General features: G+C 47.5%; 17 protein-coding genes and 1 pseudogene. 7 read left to right on the top strand and 11 right to left on the bottom strand.

Annotation, left to right across the window (positions count from 1 at the left end; genetic code table 11):
• The first annotated feature begins 118 nt into the window (after positions 1 to 118).
• A complete protein-coding gene (locus QUA45_RS29270) occupies positions 119 to 190 on the top strand; it encodes a hypothetical protein (RefSeq protein ID WP_333152334.1) in 72 nt (23 codons plus the stop codon).
• Positions 191 to 200: 10 nt separating this feature from the next.
• Here QUA45_RS29270 and tnpC read toward each other — a convergent pair.
• A pseudogene (gene tnpC, locus QUA45_RS23655) lies at positions 201 to 1219 on the bottom strand (IS66 family transposase); the annotation flags it as partial.
• Between the two features lie 846 nt (positions 1220 to 2065).
• Here tnpC and QUA45_RS23650 point away from each other — a divergent pair.
• Positions 2066 to 2467 carry a hypothetical protein gene (locus tag QUA45_RS23650; protein ID WP_333099713.1) on the top strand — a complete coding sequence of 134 codons (402 nt, stop codon included), beginning with the start codon at positions 2066 to 2068 and terminating at the stop codon, positions 2465 to 2467.
• Between the two features lie 144 nt (positions 2468 to 2611).
• Here QUA45_RS23650 and QUA45_RS23645 read toward each other — a convergent pair whose 3' ends face one another.
• The 3 genes from QUA45_RS23645 to QUA45_RS23635 form a co-directional block, all read right to left on the bottom strand.
• Positions 2612 to 3634: an ATP-binding cassette domain-containing protein gene (locus QUA45_RS23645; RefSeq protein WP_333222266.1), complete on the bottom strand. Its 1023-nt coding sequence runs from the start codon at positions 3632 to 3634 to the stop codon at positions 2612 to 2614.
• 572 nt (positions 3635 to 4206) lie between these two features.
• Complete coding sequence (locus QUA45_RS23640) at positions 4207 to 4395, bottom strand: hypothetical protein (RefSeq protein WP_015175516.1); 189 nt, start codon at positions 4393 to 4395, stop codon at positions 4207 to 4209.
• Positions 4396 to 4708: 313 nt separating this feature from the next.
• Positions 4709 to 5632 (bottom strand): histone deacetylase, encoded by a 924-nt coding sequence (locus tag QUA45_RS23635; RefSeq protein WP_333099711.1) that lies wholly within the window; start codon positions 5630 to 5632, stop codon positions 4709 to 4711.
• Between the two features lie 396 nt (positions 5633 to 6028).
• Between QUA45_RS23635 and gyrA the strand changes: the two genes are divergently transcribed.
• On the top strand, positions 6029 to 8746 hold the full coding sequence (gyrA, locus tag QUA45_RS23630) for a DNA gyrase subunit A (protein WP_333099709.1): 2718 nt from the start codon (positions 6029 to 6031) through the stop codon (positions 8744 to 8746).
• A gap of 228 nt (positions 8747 to 8974) precedes the next feature.
• Positions 8975 to 10267, top strand: coding sequence for a ribonuclease D (locus tag QUA45_RS23625; RefSeq protein ID WP_333099707.1), 1293 nt, complete (start codon positions 8975 to 8977; stop codon positions 10265 to 10267).
• Between the two features lie 54 nt (positions 10268 to 10321).
• Here QUA45_RS23625 and QUA45_RS23620 read toward each other — a convergent pair whose 3' ends face one another.
• Positions 10322 to 10732, bottom strand: coding sequence for an aldo/keto reductase (locus QUA45_RS23620; RefSeq protein WP_333099705.1), 411 nt, complete (start codon positions 10730 to 10732; stop codon positions 10322 to 10324).
• Positions 10674 to 10907: an aldo/keto reductase gene (locus QUA45_RS23615; RefSeq protein WP_333099703.1), complete on the bottom strand. Its 234-nt coding sequence runs from the start codon at positions 10905 to 10907 to the stop codon at positions 10674 to 10676. The genes QUA45_RS23620 and QUA45_RS23615 overlap by 59 nt, the downstream gene beginning before the upstream one ends.
• Before the next feature lie 130 nt (positions 10908 to 11037).
• Here QUA45_RS23615 and QUA45_RS23610 point away from each other — a divergent pair, with 130 nt between their 5' ends.
• Complete coding sequence (locus QUA45_RS23610; protein WP_333099701.1) at positions 11038 to 11823, top strand: hypothetical protein; 786 nt, start codon at positions 11038 to 11040, stop codon at positions 11821 to 11823.
• Between the two features lie 53 nt (positions 11824 to 11876).
• Here the strand turns inward: QUA45_RS23610 and QUA45_RS23605 are convergent, their stop codons facing one another.
• The 5 genes from QUA45_RS23605 to QUA45_RS23585 all read right to left on the bottom strand — a co-directional run bounded on the left by QUA45_RS23605 (position 11877) and on the right by QUA45_RS23585 (position 15158).
• Entirely contained in the window at positions 11877 to 12302 is a 426-nt protein-coding gene (locus QUA45_RS23605; RefSeq protein ID WP_333148638.1) for an aldo/keto reductase, read from the bottom strand.
• A gap of 7 nt (positions 12303 to 12309) precedes the next feature.
• Positions 12310 to 12780 (bottom strand): aldo/keto reductase, encoded by a 471-nt coding sequence (locus QUA45_RS23600; protein WP_333222265.1) that lies wholly within the window; start codon positions 12778 to 12780, stop codon positions 12310 to 12312.
• Positions 12781 to 12943: 163 nt separating this feature from the next.
• Entirely contained in the window at positions 12944 to 13588 is a 645-nt protein-coding gene (locus QUA45_RS23595) for a TMEM175 family protein (RefSeq protein ID WP_333222264.1), read from the bottom strand.
• An 85-nt stretch (positions 13589 to 13673) separates the two neighbouring features.
• Positions 13674 to 14735 (bottom strand): NAD(P)-dependent alcohol dehydrogenase, encoded by a 1062-nt coding sequence (locus tag QUA45_RS23590; protein ID WP_333222263.1) that lies wholly within the window; start codon positions 14733 to 14735, stop codon positions 13674 to 13676.
• Positions 14736 to 14747: 12 nt separating this feature from the next.
• On the bottom strand, positions 14748 to 15158 hold the full coding sequence (locus QUA45_RS23585) for a (R)-mandelonitrile lyase (protein WP_333222262.1): 411 nt from the start codon (positions 15156 to 15158) through the stop codon (positions 14748 to 14750).
• A gap of 303 nt (positions 15159 to 15461) precedes the next feature.
• On the opposite strand from QUA45_RS23585, the gene QUA45_RS23580 reads away from it, so the two are divergent.
• Both QUA45_RS23580 and QUA45_RS23575 read left to right on the top strand, forming a co-directional pair.
• Positions 15462 to 16445 (top strand): AraC family transcriptional regulator, encoded by a 984-nt coding sequence (locus QUA45_RS23580; RefSeq protein ID WP_333222261.1) that lies wholly within the window; start codon positions 15462 to 15464, stop codon positions 16443 to 16445.
• A gap of 89 nt (positions 16446 to 16534) precedes the next feature.
• A complete protein-coding gene (locus tag QUA45_RS23575; protein ID WP_333222260.1) occupies positions 16535 to 17032 on the top strand; it encodes a GNAT family N-acetyltransferase in 498 nt (165 codons plus the stop codon).
• Positions 17033 to 17285 lie beyond the last annotated feature (253 nt).

Raw genomic sequence — 17285 nt, 5'->3', positions numbered from 1 at the left:
GCTTAACCATAGACCCAGCTCAGGTTTGAGAGATTTTGTCCTATTATACTCTGCCTAGAGTGACAGAAGAGGAATAGGCTGCTAATTGACGCAGCAGCAAGTTGCGGATGAATTGAACGTGAGTGTAACCACTGTGAAAAATTGGGAAGCCGGTAGACATATTCCAAAGCTGTATCAAGAACAAACGTAAGGATTCAGGTCTAAACCAGGGGTATTAAAGATGGGGTCTGCACAGCAGGATTAACCCTCGCTTTGATAGCTTGCTCAAAAAACTCGGTGGACTGAACGTCTTTGACGACGGCAAGTTTGTATAACTGTCAATAAATTGGCAGTATCTTGGAACCGTGACATTGAACGGGAACCGCCACTAACTTTTCTTTTTGTAACGGCTCTCACGTAACCTTTGTTCGGCTAAATTATTATCTGGTGGAATCTCTGGGTGATTTAGAAAATACCACCATTGATCCGCTTTATGGAGCAAGGAACGTAACAGTTTACTTCCTTGGGTTCCGGCTCGCTCAAACCAAGTTAAGAGTGCAGATTCAATTTTTAATTTAAACTCTGATGCCCAACTCCAGAACTCATCAATCAAGAGAGTTTTTTGGTATAAAGCGTAATTATGAAAGCCTTCATCGATCAAATCGATAAATTTGACGCCAATCTCCTGATTATTTAAACCTGGTAACTTGCTCAGCTTTTTGAAATGACGGCGTAAATGCGCTAGACATTTCTGTTGTGCTGTGACTGAATAATCATTATAAACGCTATAGTCATCCGAACTGAGGACACCTGTATAGCTTGCACCCAGAATTACTTCTAATTCGGAGCGAGAACGAGTACCAGCCGCATGAAATAATGCGAAATCTGTATTGGCAAAAATCCATAACCATTCTTTTACCCCTTTGACTTCCCAAGGTGTTTCATCCGCATGGATATTGGGCTGGGTTTGTTTGACCCACTCTTTGAGCCGGTCAATACTTTTAGCCACTGCACCATCTATTCTTTCATTCGTGGCTACTAAAGTTCCCACTCCTCTTTCTATTTTTCCCAGTTCCCACAACAGTTCTTCTTGTTTTTCGTAGGATAAATTTCCGTAATTATTTATCTATCCCAAAAAAGTTTGCAGTCTGATTCCGATATCTTGTCCCGGTACTATTTCTGGCGACCAGTCTGCTGTTTGTTTTTCCCCACACTCGCTGCAAATACAGGTATATCTCTGGGATGGTAACAACCAGCCCCAAACCCATACCTTTGTAAGGATTGAGCCAATCCGCTGCTCAAAAAAAATAGGCAGCATAATTGTTACACGCTTGCGTATCTAAAAAATAATGTCTACCTAATTGATTTAAAAAAAACAACTAAGTTCAGCTCAATTTAAACTGATTGGAATCTTGCTACCCTTGATACAATCAGAAAAACAAGTGAGATTAGAACGGCTCTCCCGGGTATTTCCCTATCCAATTACAACCGAAAGTCGGTGCAGAAAACTACAAAGATTTCTGGATTTACCAAATTTAACTATATCATTAATTTGGTTCCCATTAATTACTTATTGCTTGACCACTTATTGCCCCATTGGTACTCGTTTATCAAGCTCAATCGACCGCAGTCAATGGGGGCGCATTAATCTATTTATGGTTAGCCCGATCGGGGAGCGAAGAGCAATTCCCTTATACTGGTCACTGTTGCCCAAACTGGGAAACAGTAGCATCGAGTCACAGACTACCAATTTACAGTAAGTTTTACCATTATTTGCACAATATAAAGTCATCGTTTTAGGAGACCGTGAATTTTGTTATGTCGATTTGGGAAACTGGCTGAGGGAAAAGGGTATATCTTTTTGTTTTAGACTGAAAAAAAATCCTTGTATCGAAATGGAACATTTAGTTTGGCAACGGTTAGATGAATTATGAATAGTACCAGGAACCTGTTTATATTGTCACGGAGCAAGAGTGAGCAAAACACGAACCTCTAACCTGATTTGATATTGCTTGTAAGTGGAAAAGGAACTACGGGGGATGGAATGTGGATGAAGCATGGTTTATTCTCACAGATTTACAGCTAGTTGTTACCAGCAGCCATCAATGCTTATAAGCAGCGGATGGGTATTGAAGAAATGTTCCGAGACTGTAAAACAGTCGGCTACGATCTTGAAGGAACTAGCTTAAAAGGAAACCGACTTATTAACATGATTTTGCTCATGACCCTCGCCTACAGTGCGGGAATATTTCAAGGCACTGAAATCAGGAAAAAGCAGGTACAAAAATATATCTCTCGCCGCAAAGAAACTAAAAAAATATACCGAAGACGGAGTACATTTGGTGTTGGTTTAGATGTAGAAAAGTGGGTCAATTATCTAGAGCAATATTCTGACGAGGTAGAACAGTTAATGAAGTTAAGTCCTTCTAAACGCCGCTTTAATCAACAAGGTATGCGGACCGCAACCCTTATACAGTCTATCTCGTAGACCTCTTTGTCACCCCCCCAGCACTCTCCTCTTAAGATTATATAGCAGAAGGAAGAAGGTTTTCTCTTCCTTCTTCCCTCTTCCCTCTTCCTTATATCCGTTACATCCGTTACATCCGCTGCGGAACTTCCCTCTTCCTTCAAATTACGATCGCATCGCCTGTTTTTGCTCCGCCTTCAAATCGCGGTTGCTAGCAGCAGCCAACTCCGCATCCAACAGCGTCTTACCAGTCGCAGCCAAATACACATCATCCAAACTCGGCCGAGATTGAGCAATCCCAAAAGTAGGAAGTCCCGCATCTTTCAAAGCTTGCTGAATAGTCACCAGCGCATCGCTTTGCGGTGTTACTACTAAATTGAGAGAATTTCCTTGAGCCGCGTTGACAATTACTTCCTGCACAAAAGGCAGCGATTGCATCAGATTTTTAGCTTTTTCGGCTTCTTCGATCGGCGAAAACTCGCGAATCCGCAGAGTCACCCGATCGCCTCCAACCCGATTTTTCAGCTCCTCCGGCGTGCCCTGTGCAATCACCGTACCCTTGTCAATAATCGCCACGCGATCGGCCAAAGCGTCAACTTCTTCGAGATAGTGACTCGTAATCAAAACCGTCGTACCTTCCTCCCGCAACCGGCGCAGGAAATCCCACACTACCACCCGGCTTTCAATATCCAGCCCGACAGTCGGTTCGTCTAACACCAAAACATCGGGCTGGTGCAGCAACCCAGCAGCTAAGTCGAGGCGTTTGCGGATACCGCCGGAATAAGTACCCGTCTTTTTATTTTCCCACTCCTCCAAACCGAGGAGTTTCACCATTTCGTCAATCCGCCCTTTAATCGTATTGCGCGGCAAATGGTAAAGCGCTGCTTGCAGTTGCAGGAGTTCCCGCCCCGTCAGCACCTTATCGAGAGCAACTTCTTGGGCGACGTAGCCGAGTTTTTGTCTGGCAATTCTCGGCTGGCTGACAGCAGAAATGCCAGACACTTCAATGCGTCCGCTATCGGGCGCACTCAAAGTACAAAGTACCCGCAGGGTTGTGGTTTTGCCTGCACCGTTAGGGCCTAGCAAACCAAATATTTCCCCCGGTTCTACCTTGAAGGAAACATCTTTAACGGCTTCTACAGTGCCGTAGCGTTTCTGAAGATTTTCAATTAAAACGGCGGGAGCCATATATTTTGGGGATGAACTGGTTGTTAATATTTTGACACTTCCGGGCTCAAATTGCCGGAATGGTCGATCGACCAATGCGACTCGCTGTGCTTGTAACAATCGCACACTCCTCCTCAACCGGAAACTGCTTGTAGTTTTGATTCTTAATATCAGTTTAAGAAATATTAACTTTATAGCGCTTTTTAACCCTGATATTCATCACTTTTCCCACTCTCGAATCTCCCCTCTCAACTCCAAAAAATTATGAGTTTTGAGTTAAATATAACTTTTCAGTTAACAACTCAAAACTCAAAAGTTTTCAACAAGTAGAGATGCACCCGATACCTGTCATTTTATAATTATCTCTACCTATAGGCTGATGTGTAGCGAGATTTTGATGATAATTAACACTCTGGTCAAATACATCACACTCTCGAACCAAGTATGAAACACAAAAAACTTCCCTAAGTGGCAAGTTATACTTGTAATGAGTTCCACAGAAAATGTAACAGTATTTCCGTGCTCTCAACCCCGATATTTATCAGTCATTACCAATTGTCTTAACTCCCCGACAGAGAGCCGTTGCCATGTCTTTAATCGACAATTTTTACCCAACCGCGACGCACGTTGTACAGCAGTCGGTTGATGATGGCATACTCATCTTCATTCAGTGTTCTTTCTAAGAGTGCAGATCTGAGCTGTCTCCGGTCGTGGCGAGTCACGACGCTGGAGAACATGACCTGACCAAATAACTCTTCGAGTGTCATTTGGGATACTGACATGATAAACCTCCTAGTTGATTGAGACAGATAAAATTTTAACAGGCTTGTTGTATTTGTATTATGCACTCTGGAAGTGACTTCAAAGGCGATCGAAAACATTGGCACAGTGTGATTTTTTTGTTAAAAATCTGTGACCAAGACTTTGATGCCCAGTGACTTGGATCTATTCAATTTGTGATGGTTGTCACTAAAGTCAGGAGGAAGGAGTCAGAAGTCCGAGGGAAAAAGACCATCAAGGAGGATCGCCCTCAAAAGCTCTCCATCCCGTCCTCACCGCTTCTCAACCTTATTTTTCCCTATGCCAATTTTCCAGCTAATTGAGGCATCGGTCAATAGTCGCCACAACCGACTCGGCCAAATCTTTCAGCGCGTAACCCCCCTCCAATCCAAAGGCGATGCGGCGGGTGAGTTGCAGGCAGTATCCGGTGAAAGTACCGAAATCTGACGGAGCCAGAGTCATGCTCGCCAGCGGATCGGACGCAGTAGCGTCATAACCAGCGCTGACAATCAACAAATCCGGTTCAAATTTGGACAAAAAAGGCACGACAAGAGATTCAAAGGCGCTCAGGTATTCAGCTATGCCACCGCCCGGATAGAGGGGAATGTTCAGCACGTTGTCGTAGGAACCGCGCTCCTCGGCATCTCCCGTTCCCGGATAGCACGGAGATTGGTGCAGGGAACAGTAGGCAATTTGGCGGCAGTGTTCCACCAAAGATTGAGTGCCGTTGCCGTGGTGCACGTCCCAGTCAAGGACGGCGACGCGGTTGATTCCCGGCTGTTCCAAGGCGTAGTGAGCGGCGATCGCAGCATTAGAAAACAAGCAAAAACCCATCGCGCGGGCGTTTTCGGCGTGGTGTCCCGGCGGCCTGGCCAGCACAAAAGCCGGTTCCCCCGCAGCCACCACTCGATCGACCCCATCGAGCCAAGCACTCGCCGCTAGCAGCGCTACGTCGTAACTTTCTGCAGAAATCGGCGTATCACCGTCGAGGTAGCCGCCTCCCCGATGAGCCAAATGTTCGACTTCTTTGATGTATCTTTGCGAGTGAACTTTTTTGATAGCCGAGAACAGTGCTTTTTCGCGCTGCGCCACTGGGGTGGGCAATTGCCACTCAATTTGAGCCGCCCAAGGAGCAGCTTTCAGAGCGTTGACGATCGCCGTTAAACGTTCTGGTCGCTCTGGGTGAAGCATTCCAGTCTTGTGCAGCAAAAAATTTTCGGAGTAGATGACGGGTAGCATCGGCTGATTTTAGATTTTAGATTTTAGATTTTAGATTTTTAGTTTGCTTTAAGAAGGCCTTCGGTTTTGTGAAATTAAAATTGCGATCGGGCCACCATTTTAATTTTTTATATAGCCCTCAAAAAAACTCACCAAAGCATGAAACCCGACCGCCTAAAAAAACCTTTCTAGCTTTTGCCAACCGCTGACCAAATCACCAACTGACAAAGTATCAATTGTCCTTGTTTCGTCCCTTAATTTTTCTGGCAACTTTCCCATAAAGTCAAAGGCAAATTGTGATATAATTTCAGGAGTAATTTGCAATATTTGGCAGCTCTACTGAATCCAAACCGATTTTATCGCATTTTTGAGATTTATAGCCGTCAAATTTAAATTTTTAACGGAGTTTTTCAACCTATGAGCACCTCTGAGTCGCGGATAATCCCGACGGATCTGGGTAATGAGATGTCCCGATCGTACTTGGAATACGCCATGAGCGTAATTGTCGGTCGGGCGCTACCAGATGCCAGGGACGGTCTCAAGCCCGTTCACCGACGCATTCTCTACGCCATGAACGAATTGGGCTTGACTCCCGATCGACCTTTCCGCAAATGCGCCCGCGTCGTGGGGGAGGTGCTGGGCAAGTATCACCCGCACGGAGATACAGCGGTTTACGACGCCCTGGTGCGGATGGCTCAGGATTTCTCCATGCGGGAACGCCTGATCAACGGTCACGGCAACTTCGGCTCCGTTGACAACGACCCGCCCGCTGCCATGCGGTACACCGAATGTCGCCTCACAGCTTTGACTAGCGACTCCATGCTGCGCGACATCGACTCCGAAACAGTTGATTTCGGCGACAACTTCGACGGTTCCCAGCAAGAACCCCTCGTACTCCCGGCACGCATCCCCCAAATTTTGCTCAACGGTTCCTCCGGGATTGCTGTAGGGATGGCAACCAACATTCCGCCGCACAATTTAGGCGAAATAATAGACGGTTTAGTAGCACTAATCCACAATCCAGCAATTACTGACCTGGAATTGATGCAGTACATCCCCGGCCCGGACTTTCCCACCGGAGGACAAATTCTGGGCAGAAGCGGCATTCGCGATGCTTACACCACAGGTCGCGGTTCGATTACAATGCGCGGAGTCGCTGGCATTGAAACCATCGAACATCCCGGTCGCCCCGACAAAGAAGCAATTATTATCACCGAATTGCCTTACCAAACAAACAAGGCCGCCCTAATTGAGAAAATTGCCGAACTTGTCAACGACAAAAGATTAGATGGAATTTCCGACATTCGCGACGAAAGCGACAGAGACGGAATGCGCATCGTGATCGAACTCAAGCGCGATGCCTATCCCCGCGTCGTCCTCAACAACCTCTACAAACAAACACCTCTCCAAGCCAACTTTGGAGCCAATATGTTAGCGCTAGTAAATGGGGAACCCCAACTACTTACGCTCTCCCAATTCCTCAATGTCTTCCTAGATTTCCGCATTGAGACAATTACTCGCCGGACTCAATACGAACTCCGGAAAGCAGAAGAACGCGACCACCTTCTGCAAGGCTTATTAATTGCCCTAGAAAACTTAGATGCAATTATTCACCTAATTCGCGCCGCTGCCGACTCCGCCGCGGCGAAACAAGAATTGATGGATAATTACGGTCTTTCCGAACAGCAATCAGACGCAATTCTGCAAATGCAGCTCCGGCGTTTGACAGCCTTAGAAGCCCAAAAAATTCAGCAAGAACACGAAGAACTGCGAGCTAAAATCGAAGATTTGGAAGATATCTTAGCGCGCCGAGAACGCATCTTAGAAATCGCCGAAGTTGAAGCCGTCGAAATCCAAACAAAAATCGCCACTCCTAGACGCAGCGTCATCGAGCACGCCGAAGGAGAAATCGATGAAAGAGATTTAATTGCTAACGAACAAGCAATTATTCTGATCACAGAGCAAGGCTACATCAAGCGGATGCCTGTCAGCACTTTCGAGGCCCAAAGTCGCGCTACTCGCGGCAAAGCAGGCGCGAAAATGAAAGAAGACGACGGAGTAGAACATTTCCTTTCCTGCTGCGATCATGACAGCGTTTTGTTCTTCAGTGACAGGGGCGTAGTTTACTCTGTCAAAGCTTATCAAATCCCAGTCTGTTCGCGGACTGCCCGCGGCACTCCTGTGGTACAACTGCTGCCGATTCCTATAGAAGAAAAAATCACTTCTATGGTGTCAGTTACAGAATTCACCAGCGAAGAATACTTGGTCATGCTGACTCGCGGCGGCTACATCAAGAAAACCGCACTTTCGGCTTTTGGCAACATCCGCACTAACGGATTAATCGCGATTTCTCTAGAAGAAGGCGACCAACTGCGCTGGGTGCGGAGAGCAAAAGTGGGCGACAGCATCATCATCGGCACGCGCCAAGGGATGGCAATTCATTTCCGCACTAATCACGAACAGTTGCGCCCTGTCGGCCGCGCAACGCGGGGTGTAAAATCGATGAAATTGCGATCGGGCGATGAGTTGATCAGCATGGACATATTGCCCAGTTCAATTGTTGCCGAGATTGCTGAATTGGAAACTGAAGATTCGGAATTCGAGGGAGCTAATATTGCTCAGTTAGAAACTGAAGATTCGGAATTTGAAGTAGCAGAAATTACTGACCTAGAAACTGAAGATGCGGAATTGGAAGATGAAGAATTAGAACTGCAATCCGAGGAAATTGAAGGCGAAGAAGCCGAAGGAATTACCAAAAGTAGCAGCGACGTTCCTTCAGTGTTGGTAATCACCACCAACGGCTATGGCAAGCGGGTTCCAGTTTCTCAATTCCGCCTACAAAGACGGGCTGGCAAAGGATTGACGGCTACTAAGTTCAAGTCTAAAAAGGCTAAAGATTACGTAGCTGCGCTGCGAATTGTCAACGAAGATGACGAGTTGATGATCATTACCAACCGAGGTATTATTATCCGTCAGGCTGTGAGTGCAATTTCCACGCAATCGCGAACTGCAACTGGCGTGCGGGTGCAGCGGTTGGATGAGGATGATTCGATCGTAGCTGTGGCTTTAGTGCCGCCTGCTGGTGAAGAATCGGCCGAAGAATCGGAATCTGAGGAAGTGGCAGAACAGTCATAGGTTAATAGTTTGTAAGGTACGCGCTGCGTACCTTACTGCTGAACGGTAAAAATGCGATCGTCTATTTCCGCTTTCTGCCTCCAAGACTGGTCAACATTTAATACTAATTATGAAAAAATATCTCTAGGGACACGGCATTGCCGTGTCCTTAATGCGATCGTTGACAATCGATCCCATAATTGCCATAGCATAAGAGAATCAAAAAGTTAATAGCAAAAGTCTGTAAAAATGCCTTATTTAACAGCAGAAAACGACATCAAAGCACTCATCACTAAATTTGCCCGAGCTAAAATCCTGTGGGTTGACACAGAAATAGCAGACTATAAATCCAACCCCAGATTATCTCTGATTCAGGTGTTAGCTGACTCCACCGATTCAAGTGGAGATGGCACTTTTCTACTAGATGTCTTGGATAAACCTGAATTGGCCAAAGATTTTATCAACCAAATCATGGTCAATCCAGATATTGAAAAAGTTTTGCACAACGCCAGCTATGACATCAGATTTCTGGGCAATGACGACGCTCAAAATGTCACTTGCACATTAAAAATGGCGAGAAAGATTCCCACTTACATTCTGCCATTACCTAATCGACAACTCAAAACTTTAATACAAACACTTTGCGACATTGCTTATGTAGATAAAACAGAACAAAGCGGCGATTGGGCAAAGCGCCCCCTGACCGAGAAGCAGCTAGAATATGCCAAGATGGACGCGGTTTATTTAGCTGGAGTGCATCGCCGCCTGGTAGATATCCTTGCCCAATGTTACCCCGAACCCGCAACGGAAAACTTGACAGCATTGGGCGAAAAATATCAGGAATTAGAATCTCGGTGGAAGCCACTAGACTCAGAAATCGCTGAAGTCAAAGAACGCATTAAAGCAGGGATGCTGGCCCAAAAGCTCAAAGACAGTTCTTATTTTGAGCTTTCCAGTTCGACAGCTATGAAAGTAGATTTTCTCACCCTGGCAAGACTGACGCAAACTGAGGAAATTGAGTTAAATTTTCCGGTGACACTGACGAAAGAAATTCAAAAACAGTTAGGCAAACTCCTCGATCATCCATCTTTTGAAGTGGAGGATATTGCTAGTTGGCGGTTGAATTCTAATGTACAGCAGCGACGAAAATCTACTAAGAAAGTTGCGCCAGAACCGGAGAGTGAGGATTTAACTGCATTGGGGGAAAGGTACAAAGAAATTTTGCCCGAATGGAAGTTGCTGGATTCTGAAGTTGAGCATCTGAAAGAGCGCATTAAAAAAGCAATGTTGGTGCAAAATCAGGAAAATACTCCCCATTTTAAGTTATCCAGTTCCTCGATTTTGAAGGTAGATTTTGCTAAATTGGCAAAACTTGCGCTATCTGTGGGAGTTGAGTTAGATTTTATGGTGACGCTGACTCAATACATCCAAAAGCGGTTAGGGGAAGCTATTAACAAAATTGATGTGCAAATTGAGTATATTACCAGTTGGCGGATGACGGCTAAGACTGGGGAAGATGAAGAGGAAGAAATTCCGTTTTAACTACCAAAATATCACATTTTCTCTTCTGCGCCGCTCAGCGACCCGTCAAAAGCTCTAACTTTTCGGGGTATCTCGCCCCTTGTACAGTGATTTTGGCGGCGGCATCATCGATGTCACGCAGCGCAGATCCGCAGGCGTGAGTTCGACGGAGACTGCCCCGATGTTTTCGTCCAAGCGATGCAGCTTCGTGGTGGCTGGGATTGGAACAATCCACGGCTTCTGGGCCAGCAGCCAGGCGATCGCGATCTGAGCAGGTGTCGCCTGCTTCTGTTGTCCGATCCTACCAAGCAAATCAATCAAGGCTTGATTCGCTTTGAGAACCTCCGGTGTGAAGCGAGGCAGGGTGCTGCGGAAATCGGAACTGTCAAAGATCGCGTTTTCGTCGATTTTGCCAGTGAGAAAGCCCTTACCCAGCGGGCTGTACGCGACAAAGCCGATTCTGAGTTCCTCCAGGGTTGGTATCACTTCCGCTTCCGGCTTTCTCCACCGAGCGCGAGTATTCGCTCTGGAGTGCAGTCACCGGCACAACTGCGTGTGCGCGACGGATCGTTTGCACTCCGGCTTCAGAGAGTCCAAAGTGCTTAACCTTACCTTCCTCAATCAGTCCCTTCACTGCTCCTGTCACGTCTTCGATCGGCACGTTCGCGTCAATATGGGAATCATATTTTCACGTCTCAAAAGCTGGACCAGTCGAAAATTAAAACGTACAATTAATATATCAATTATATATTGATATATTGAGTAAAGCTTCAACTAAAATCCACCCAGATATGAAGCCCAAAACAAACTATACAGAACAATCTGCACAGCATCGCCCGATAAAAAAGCTGCCAGAAGTTACCATTTTTTTCTGGATTATCAAGTTGCTGACTACGGGAATGGGCGAAACAACTTCAGATTACCTAGCCCATCACATGAACCCAATTTTTGCGGTCGCTCTGGGGGGAATTGGATTAGTGATTGCTTTACTAATACAGTTTTCAGTACGGAAATATATTCCCTGGGTCTATTGGTTAGCTATTATTATGGTCGCTATATTCGGAACAATGGCTGCTGATGCTATCCATGTTGTATTAGGGGTTTCGTATCTCCTATCGACTGTAGGATTTTCCGTCGTACTGAGTATTATTTTTGCAGTTTGGTATATGAGCGAAAAGACTTTAGCGATTAATCATATTTACACACTTCGGCGCGAGTTATTTTACTGGGCAACCGTTATGGCTACATTTGCGCTTGGCACAGCCGCAGGTGATATGACAGCATCAACTTGGGGTTTGGGGAACTTCACATCAGGTTTACTGTTTGCCTTGTTATTTGCTTTACCAGCGTTCGCATACTGGCGCTCAGGACTTAATGAGGTCGGGGCTTTTTGGCTCGCATATATCCTGACTAGACCATTGGGCGCTTCATTCGCAGATTGGATCGGTAAATCTCAGGATAGTGGTGGAGTAGGCTTTGGTACAGGGCGGATCAGCATTGTCTTAGCTATTCTGATTTTTGGTTTTGTTGTTTATGAGACATACTCGAGCAAAGACAGTTATAGCAAGTCATCATGAGTTGGGTCTGGTTTAAGGAGCAGTTATGCCAGACCCAAAGACTAAAACTAGACTCAGCGGCCCGTCATTTGCTCTAGCTTTTCGGGATATCGATCGCCTTGCACTGCGATCTTGGAAGCAGCGTTATCAATGTCATGCAAATCGTCAGATGTGAGTTCAATGGAGATAGCTCCAATATTTTCATCCAAGCGATGCAGCTTCGTGGTGCCTGGAATCGGAACAATCCACGGCTTTTGAGCTAACAGCCAAGCGATTGCGATCTGAGCCGGGGTCGCCTGCTTCTGTTCTGCAATACTGCCAAGCAGATCGATCAGGGCTTGATTCGCCTTGAGTGCATCCGGTGTGAAGCGAGGCAGAGTGCTGCGGAAGTCGGAGCTGTCAAAGGTCGTGTTTTCGTCGATCTTACCCGTGAGGAAGCCTTTGCCCAGCGGGCTGTACGGGACAAGTCCGATGCCAAGTTCCTCAAGGGTCGGTATCACTTCCGCTTCAGGCTTTCTCCACCGAGCGCGAGTATTCGCTCTGAAGAGCCGTGACTGGCACAACGGCATGGGCGCGCCGAATCGTTTGCACTCCCGCTTCAGAAAGTCCGAAGTGCTTCACCTTACCTTCCTGAATCAGTTCCTTCACTGCTCCGGCCACCTCTTCAATGGGCACGTTTGGGTCAACCCGGTGCTGATACAGTAGGTCGATCGCCTCAACTTTGAGCCGCTTGAGCGATCCCTCCACGGCTTCCTTGATATGCTCCGGTCGGCTATTCAATCCGGGTGAACCTTTCATGCCGCGAGGATCGGAATTAGGACTGATGTCAAACCCAAATTTGGTCGCAATGACCGCTCGCTCGCGGAAGGGAGCGAGGGCTTCACCCACCAGTTCTTCGTTCAAGTAAGGGCCGTAGACTTCGGCAGTGTCAAAGAATGTAATACCGCGATCGACTGCAGCCCCCAGAAGAGCAGTCATCTCCTGTTTGTCTTTGGGCGGACCATAAGAAAAGCTCATTCCCATGCAGCCGAGCCCGATCGCTGAGACTTCCAGATTGCTGTTTCCAAGTTTGCGCGTTTGCATTGTTTTTCTCCGTTAATGTGGAATTGATAGTGTTCGCCGTCGATCGCTCTGGTCGTTGTCAGTCGTTTTCGCTGCGATCTCTGCTCGCCGTAGGGTCATTGATGCGAGACAGGGCGGTCTTATGACCCCAGCGAGGCCATAGATAGAAGAGGTTGAGGAGGATGAAGATCAACACTGCCAGCCAGGGCGCGAACAGTGCGACCGCGGTGGCGATCGCATAAACGATCGGTCCGACAAGGAATAAACGTCTGATCTTCCGTACTTTTTTCGCTGTGAGGCGCGTATCGATCAGCCGATACTCGTGAGCCGCATACCGCCACATGACGTTGACGAAGATACCAATCAGGGTCAAGATGCCACCGTAGAACCCAGCGGCAACCGACTCGTCCATTCCCCGGTGGAACGCTTCTGCAAGTACAGCGGTTGGAAACGGCAGGAAGGCAATCGGCATCAGGTGGAGGACGTTAAGCAGCAACAGCGTTCCGTCCACGCGGACGATGTGTTTGAACATGGCGTGGTGGTTGATCCAGATTGCGCCGATCACCAGGAAGCTCACTGCGTAGGCGAGGTAGGACGGCCAGAGCTGGAGGAGTTCTGCCCCGAGCGCCGTATCGGGTGGCGGCACTTTGATTTCGAGCACTAGCAGGGTGATTGCGATGGCAAAAACACCGTCGCTAAATGCCTCCAAGCGTGTGGTATCCACACTCACCTCCTCTGCGAATAGTTGCTGTTACCAAGTTTGCGCTTCTGCATGACGACTCCTTCGAGCCTCCACCGTCCCAACTCAGTTATTCAGATTTAAGAGAAGCCATATCAATTACAAAGCGGTACTTCACATCGGACTTGAGCAGTCTTTCGTAGGCGTCGTTGACCTTCTGGATCGGGATAACTTCGACATCGGCGGTGATATTGTGTTCAGCGCAAAAGTCGAGCATCTCTTGGGTTTCGGCGATGCCGCCGATCATAGACCCAGAAAGACTGCGGCGGCCCATAATCAGGCTGAATGCTGCGACCTCCAAGGGCTTCTCAGGTGCGCCGACAAGGGTGATGTTACCGTCGAGGCGAAGCAGGTTGAGATAGGCGTTGATGTCGTGCTTGGCGGCGACGGTATCGAGGATAAAATCGAAGCTGCCAGCGTGCTTTTGCATCTCGTCAGCATTGCGGGAAACAACAACTTCATCGGCACCCAGACGGAGTGCGTCTTCTTTCTTGTCGGGGGACGTGGTAAAGACAACGACGTGTGCTCCCATTGCATGAGCAAGCTTCACGCCCATGTGCCCCAATCCGCCCAGACCGACCACACCTACTTTCTTACCCTCTGTGACTCCCCAATGACGGAGTGGCGAATAGGTGGTAATCCCGGCGCACAGGAGCGGCGCAACCCCGGCGAGATCGAGGTTATCTGGAACGCGCAGCACGAAGCGTTCATCGACGACGATGCTGTTGGAATAGCCACCATAAGTGACCGGAGCGGTCTTGTGCTTGTCTGGGGAGTTGTATGTGAGGATCACGTTTTGGCAAAACTGCTCAAAGCCAGCTTTGCAATGGGGACACGTACTGTCCGAATCGACCATACAGCCGACTCCCGCTAGATCGCCGGACTTGAACTTCGTCACTGCTGAACCAACTTGAGTGACCCGTCCGACGATCTCATGACCGGGAACGATCGGGTAGGTCGTGGACATGAAATCGCTCCACTCGTCGCGCACTGAATGCACGTCAGAGTGACAGATACCGCAGAAGAGGATTTCGATCTGCACATCGTGTTCGGTTGGGTTGCGCCGTGCGATCGTGTCGGAGGCTAGCGGTGATGTTGCACTGGCTGCGGAATAAGCTTTGGTGTTGTACATGGGTTGATGCTCCTATTTGTTTACTTTTGGTGCCTGGTATTGTTCGTCGCTGACCTTTTCCATCCAGTCCACGGTCTTGCCGTCGAGCTGTTCCTGAATGGCGATGTGCGTCATAGCCGTGGTTGCCGTGGCACCGTGCCGATGCTTCTGGCCCGGCGCGAACCAGATCGGGTCCCCTGACCGAATTTGCTCGATCGAGCCGCCCCAGCGCTGTGCGAGACCGCAGCCAGCCGTCACGATCGGGGTTTGTCCTAACGGGTGGGTGTGCCATGCTGTTCGAGCACCCGCCTCAAACGTGACACTGACACCAGACGTGCGTGCCGGATCATTTGCTTGGAACAGGGGGTCAATGCCGACAGTGCCGGTAAAATACTCAGCCGGTTCTTTGGCCGAAGGCTGTGAGCCACTTCGTTTAATGTCCATTTCTTAATTCCTTCACTTGATGCCATTTCGGTGGCTGTCCCAATAGTAGAAATTGAGCACATATCGCTTCTCTATCAATAGGGATGGATTTTTTAAGAAGCAAGGTTAGCCTTGATGGCATTTTGGTTGTCAGTAGGCGAGTCTCTTGCCCAATCAAACCTGCGTTTTCTCTTGAATAAAAATCCAGAATGCTTACAAGAAGCCGGAATCGTTTTTCATTGCTTTAGCTTCATCTTAGGCATTTTGGAGGACAAGCAATAAAACGATCGTCTAAGATTGTTGTACAATCCTGCAAACTTAGAAATGAACGCTGTCAAAACGAGTGAAAAGTCCGCTATGGAGTTAATGAACGACCAGCAGGCAAAGCGCGAGGCAGATAGAGCGCAAGCCCACAGAGACGAGCTGACAGAGCGGATTGCACAGGCGATTCGTCATGATGGGACGATCGAGCCGCTCAAAGGATTGCACTTCAACCGCTCCTCCTCACCTTCGGAATGCGTTCACAGTGTCTCTCTCCCTGCCTTTTGTGCGATCGCTCAGGGCAGCAAAGAAGTCCTTCTGGGCTGCGATCGCTATCAGTACGACCCTTTGCATTATTTGCTGGCTTCGATCGAACTGCCGATTGTCAGCCAAATTCTTGAAGCTTCCAAAGCGCGACCTTACCTTAGCCTTCGCCTCGATCTCGACCCCACACTTGTCGGTTCAGTCATGGTCGAGGCAGGGCATCCTTCATCACGCAGTCGTGCTGATGTGAAAGCGATTGACGTAAGTCCGTTGGATGCAAATCTGTTAGACGCTGTGGTGCGGCTCGTCAGACTTCTAGATTCCCCTGCTGAAGCTCGTGTTCTCGCACCACTGATTAAGCGGGAAATCATTTACCGACTGCTGATGGGAGAGCAAGGTGGTCGGCTATGTCATATTGCAGTTCTGGGTGGCTCTACCCACCAAATTGCTAGAGCCGTCGATCGACTTCGTAAAGACTTTAACCAGCCGCTTCGGATTGAAAGCATCGCACGAGAGCTGGGAATGAGTGTATCGAGCTTCCACCATCACTTCAAGTCTGTCACTGCCATGAGTCCTTTGCAGTTCCAGAAGCAACTGCGGCTCCAGGAAGCTCGCCGTCTGATGCTGGGGCAAAACCTTGACGCTACCAGTGCTGCCTACCGTGTGGGTTATGACGATGCCTCGCACTTCAACCGAGAGTACAAGCGACTCTTTGGTATACCACCGATGCGCGATGTGGAGCGGCTGCGAGAAGCTGCTAGGGAGATTGCGAGTTCAACATGATCTCCTCAATATGCCCTAATCAGGCCAGAAATCGCTAAAATATTAGGCATTTATTGCGCTCACTGTATTTTTTTGGGAACAAATCAACTATGGTTGGACAAATCAGAAAGTATAATAAATCAATTCATCTTAATCAAGTTTTAGACATATTTCAAACAGAAGAAAAATTACTAGGCTTGGTGCCTGATGATGCTTTACAGGAATTACTAGATGCTCTAGAAAAAAAATTATTGAATGGCAAAGGTGAAGATAAAGGTCAAGATAATAAGATTAAGAAATGGTCGATTAAAGCATGGGTTATAGTGGATGGTGATGTAGTAATTGGATTTGCCTTTGCTCGTGAGTATGAACTTGAGACAAAAATAGATTCTTTATATATTTTGAAAGATTATAAACGCAAAGGCTGCGGAACTAAATTGATGAAGCAGGTTAAACACAACTGCAAATCTCCAATTAGTTTAGCAGTCTATGAGGATAATAAAATAGCGGTTGATTTCTATAATAAACACGAGTTTTTATTTACTCGTGATGGGGTTGAGGACGATCGTAAGTATCTAGTGATGACTTGGCATAAAGCTAAAAGCTAAGCAATTGCACACACTCAAACTCTTGTTCTACTCCCATCATAGAAGATTTGCGATCGCTCTTTTCGTCTTGGCAACCTAACACTTGTCCCATCTACCTATTTCCTTGTCGCCACCCCTGCGCCTTTGCGGTTTATTTCAATCAACCATATTTGAGCAAGGTGGGCAAATAATGCCCACCCTAATTCCTACTTCCCTACCGTGAAATACTCATTCTTAGCATACACGCTAATAATGCAGTCTCCCACTTCAAAAA

It is taken from the genome of Microcoleus sp. Pol12A5, from assembly GCF_036701435.1.
GTDB lineage: Bacteria > Cyanobacteriota > Cyanobacteriia > Cyanobacteriales > Microcoleaceae > Microcoleus.
This window is presented reverse-complemented; position numbering and strand designations above follow the sequence as displayed.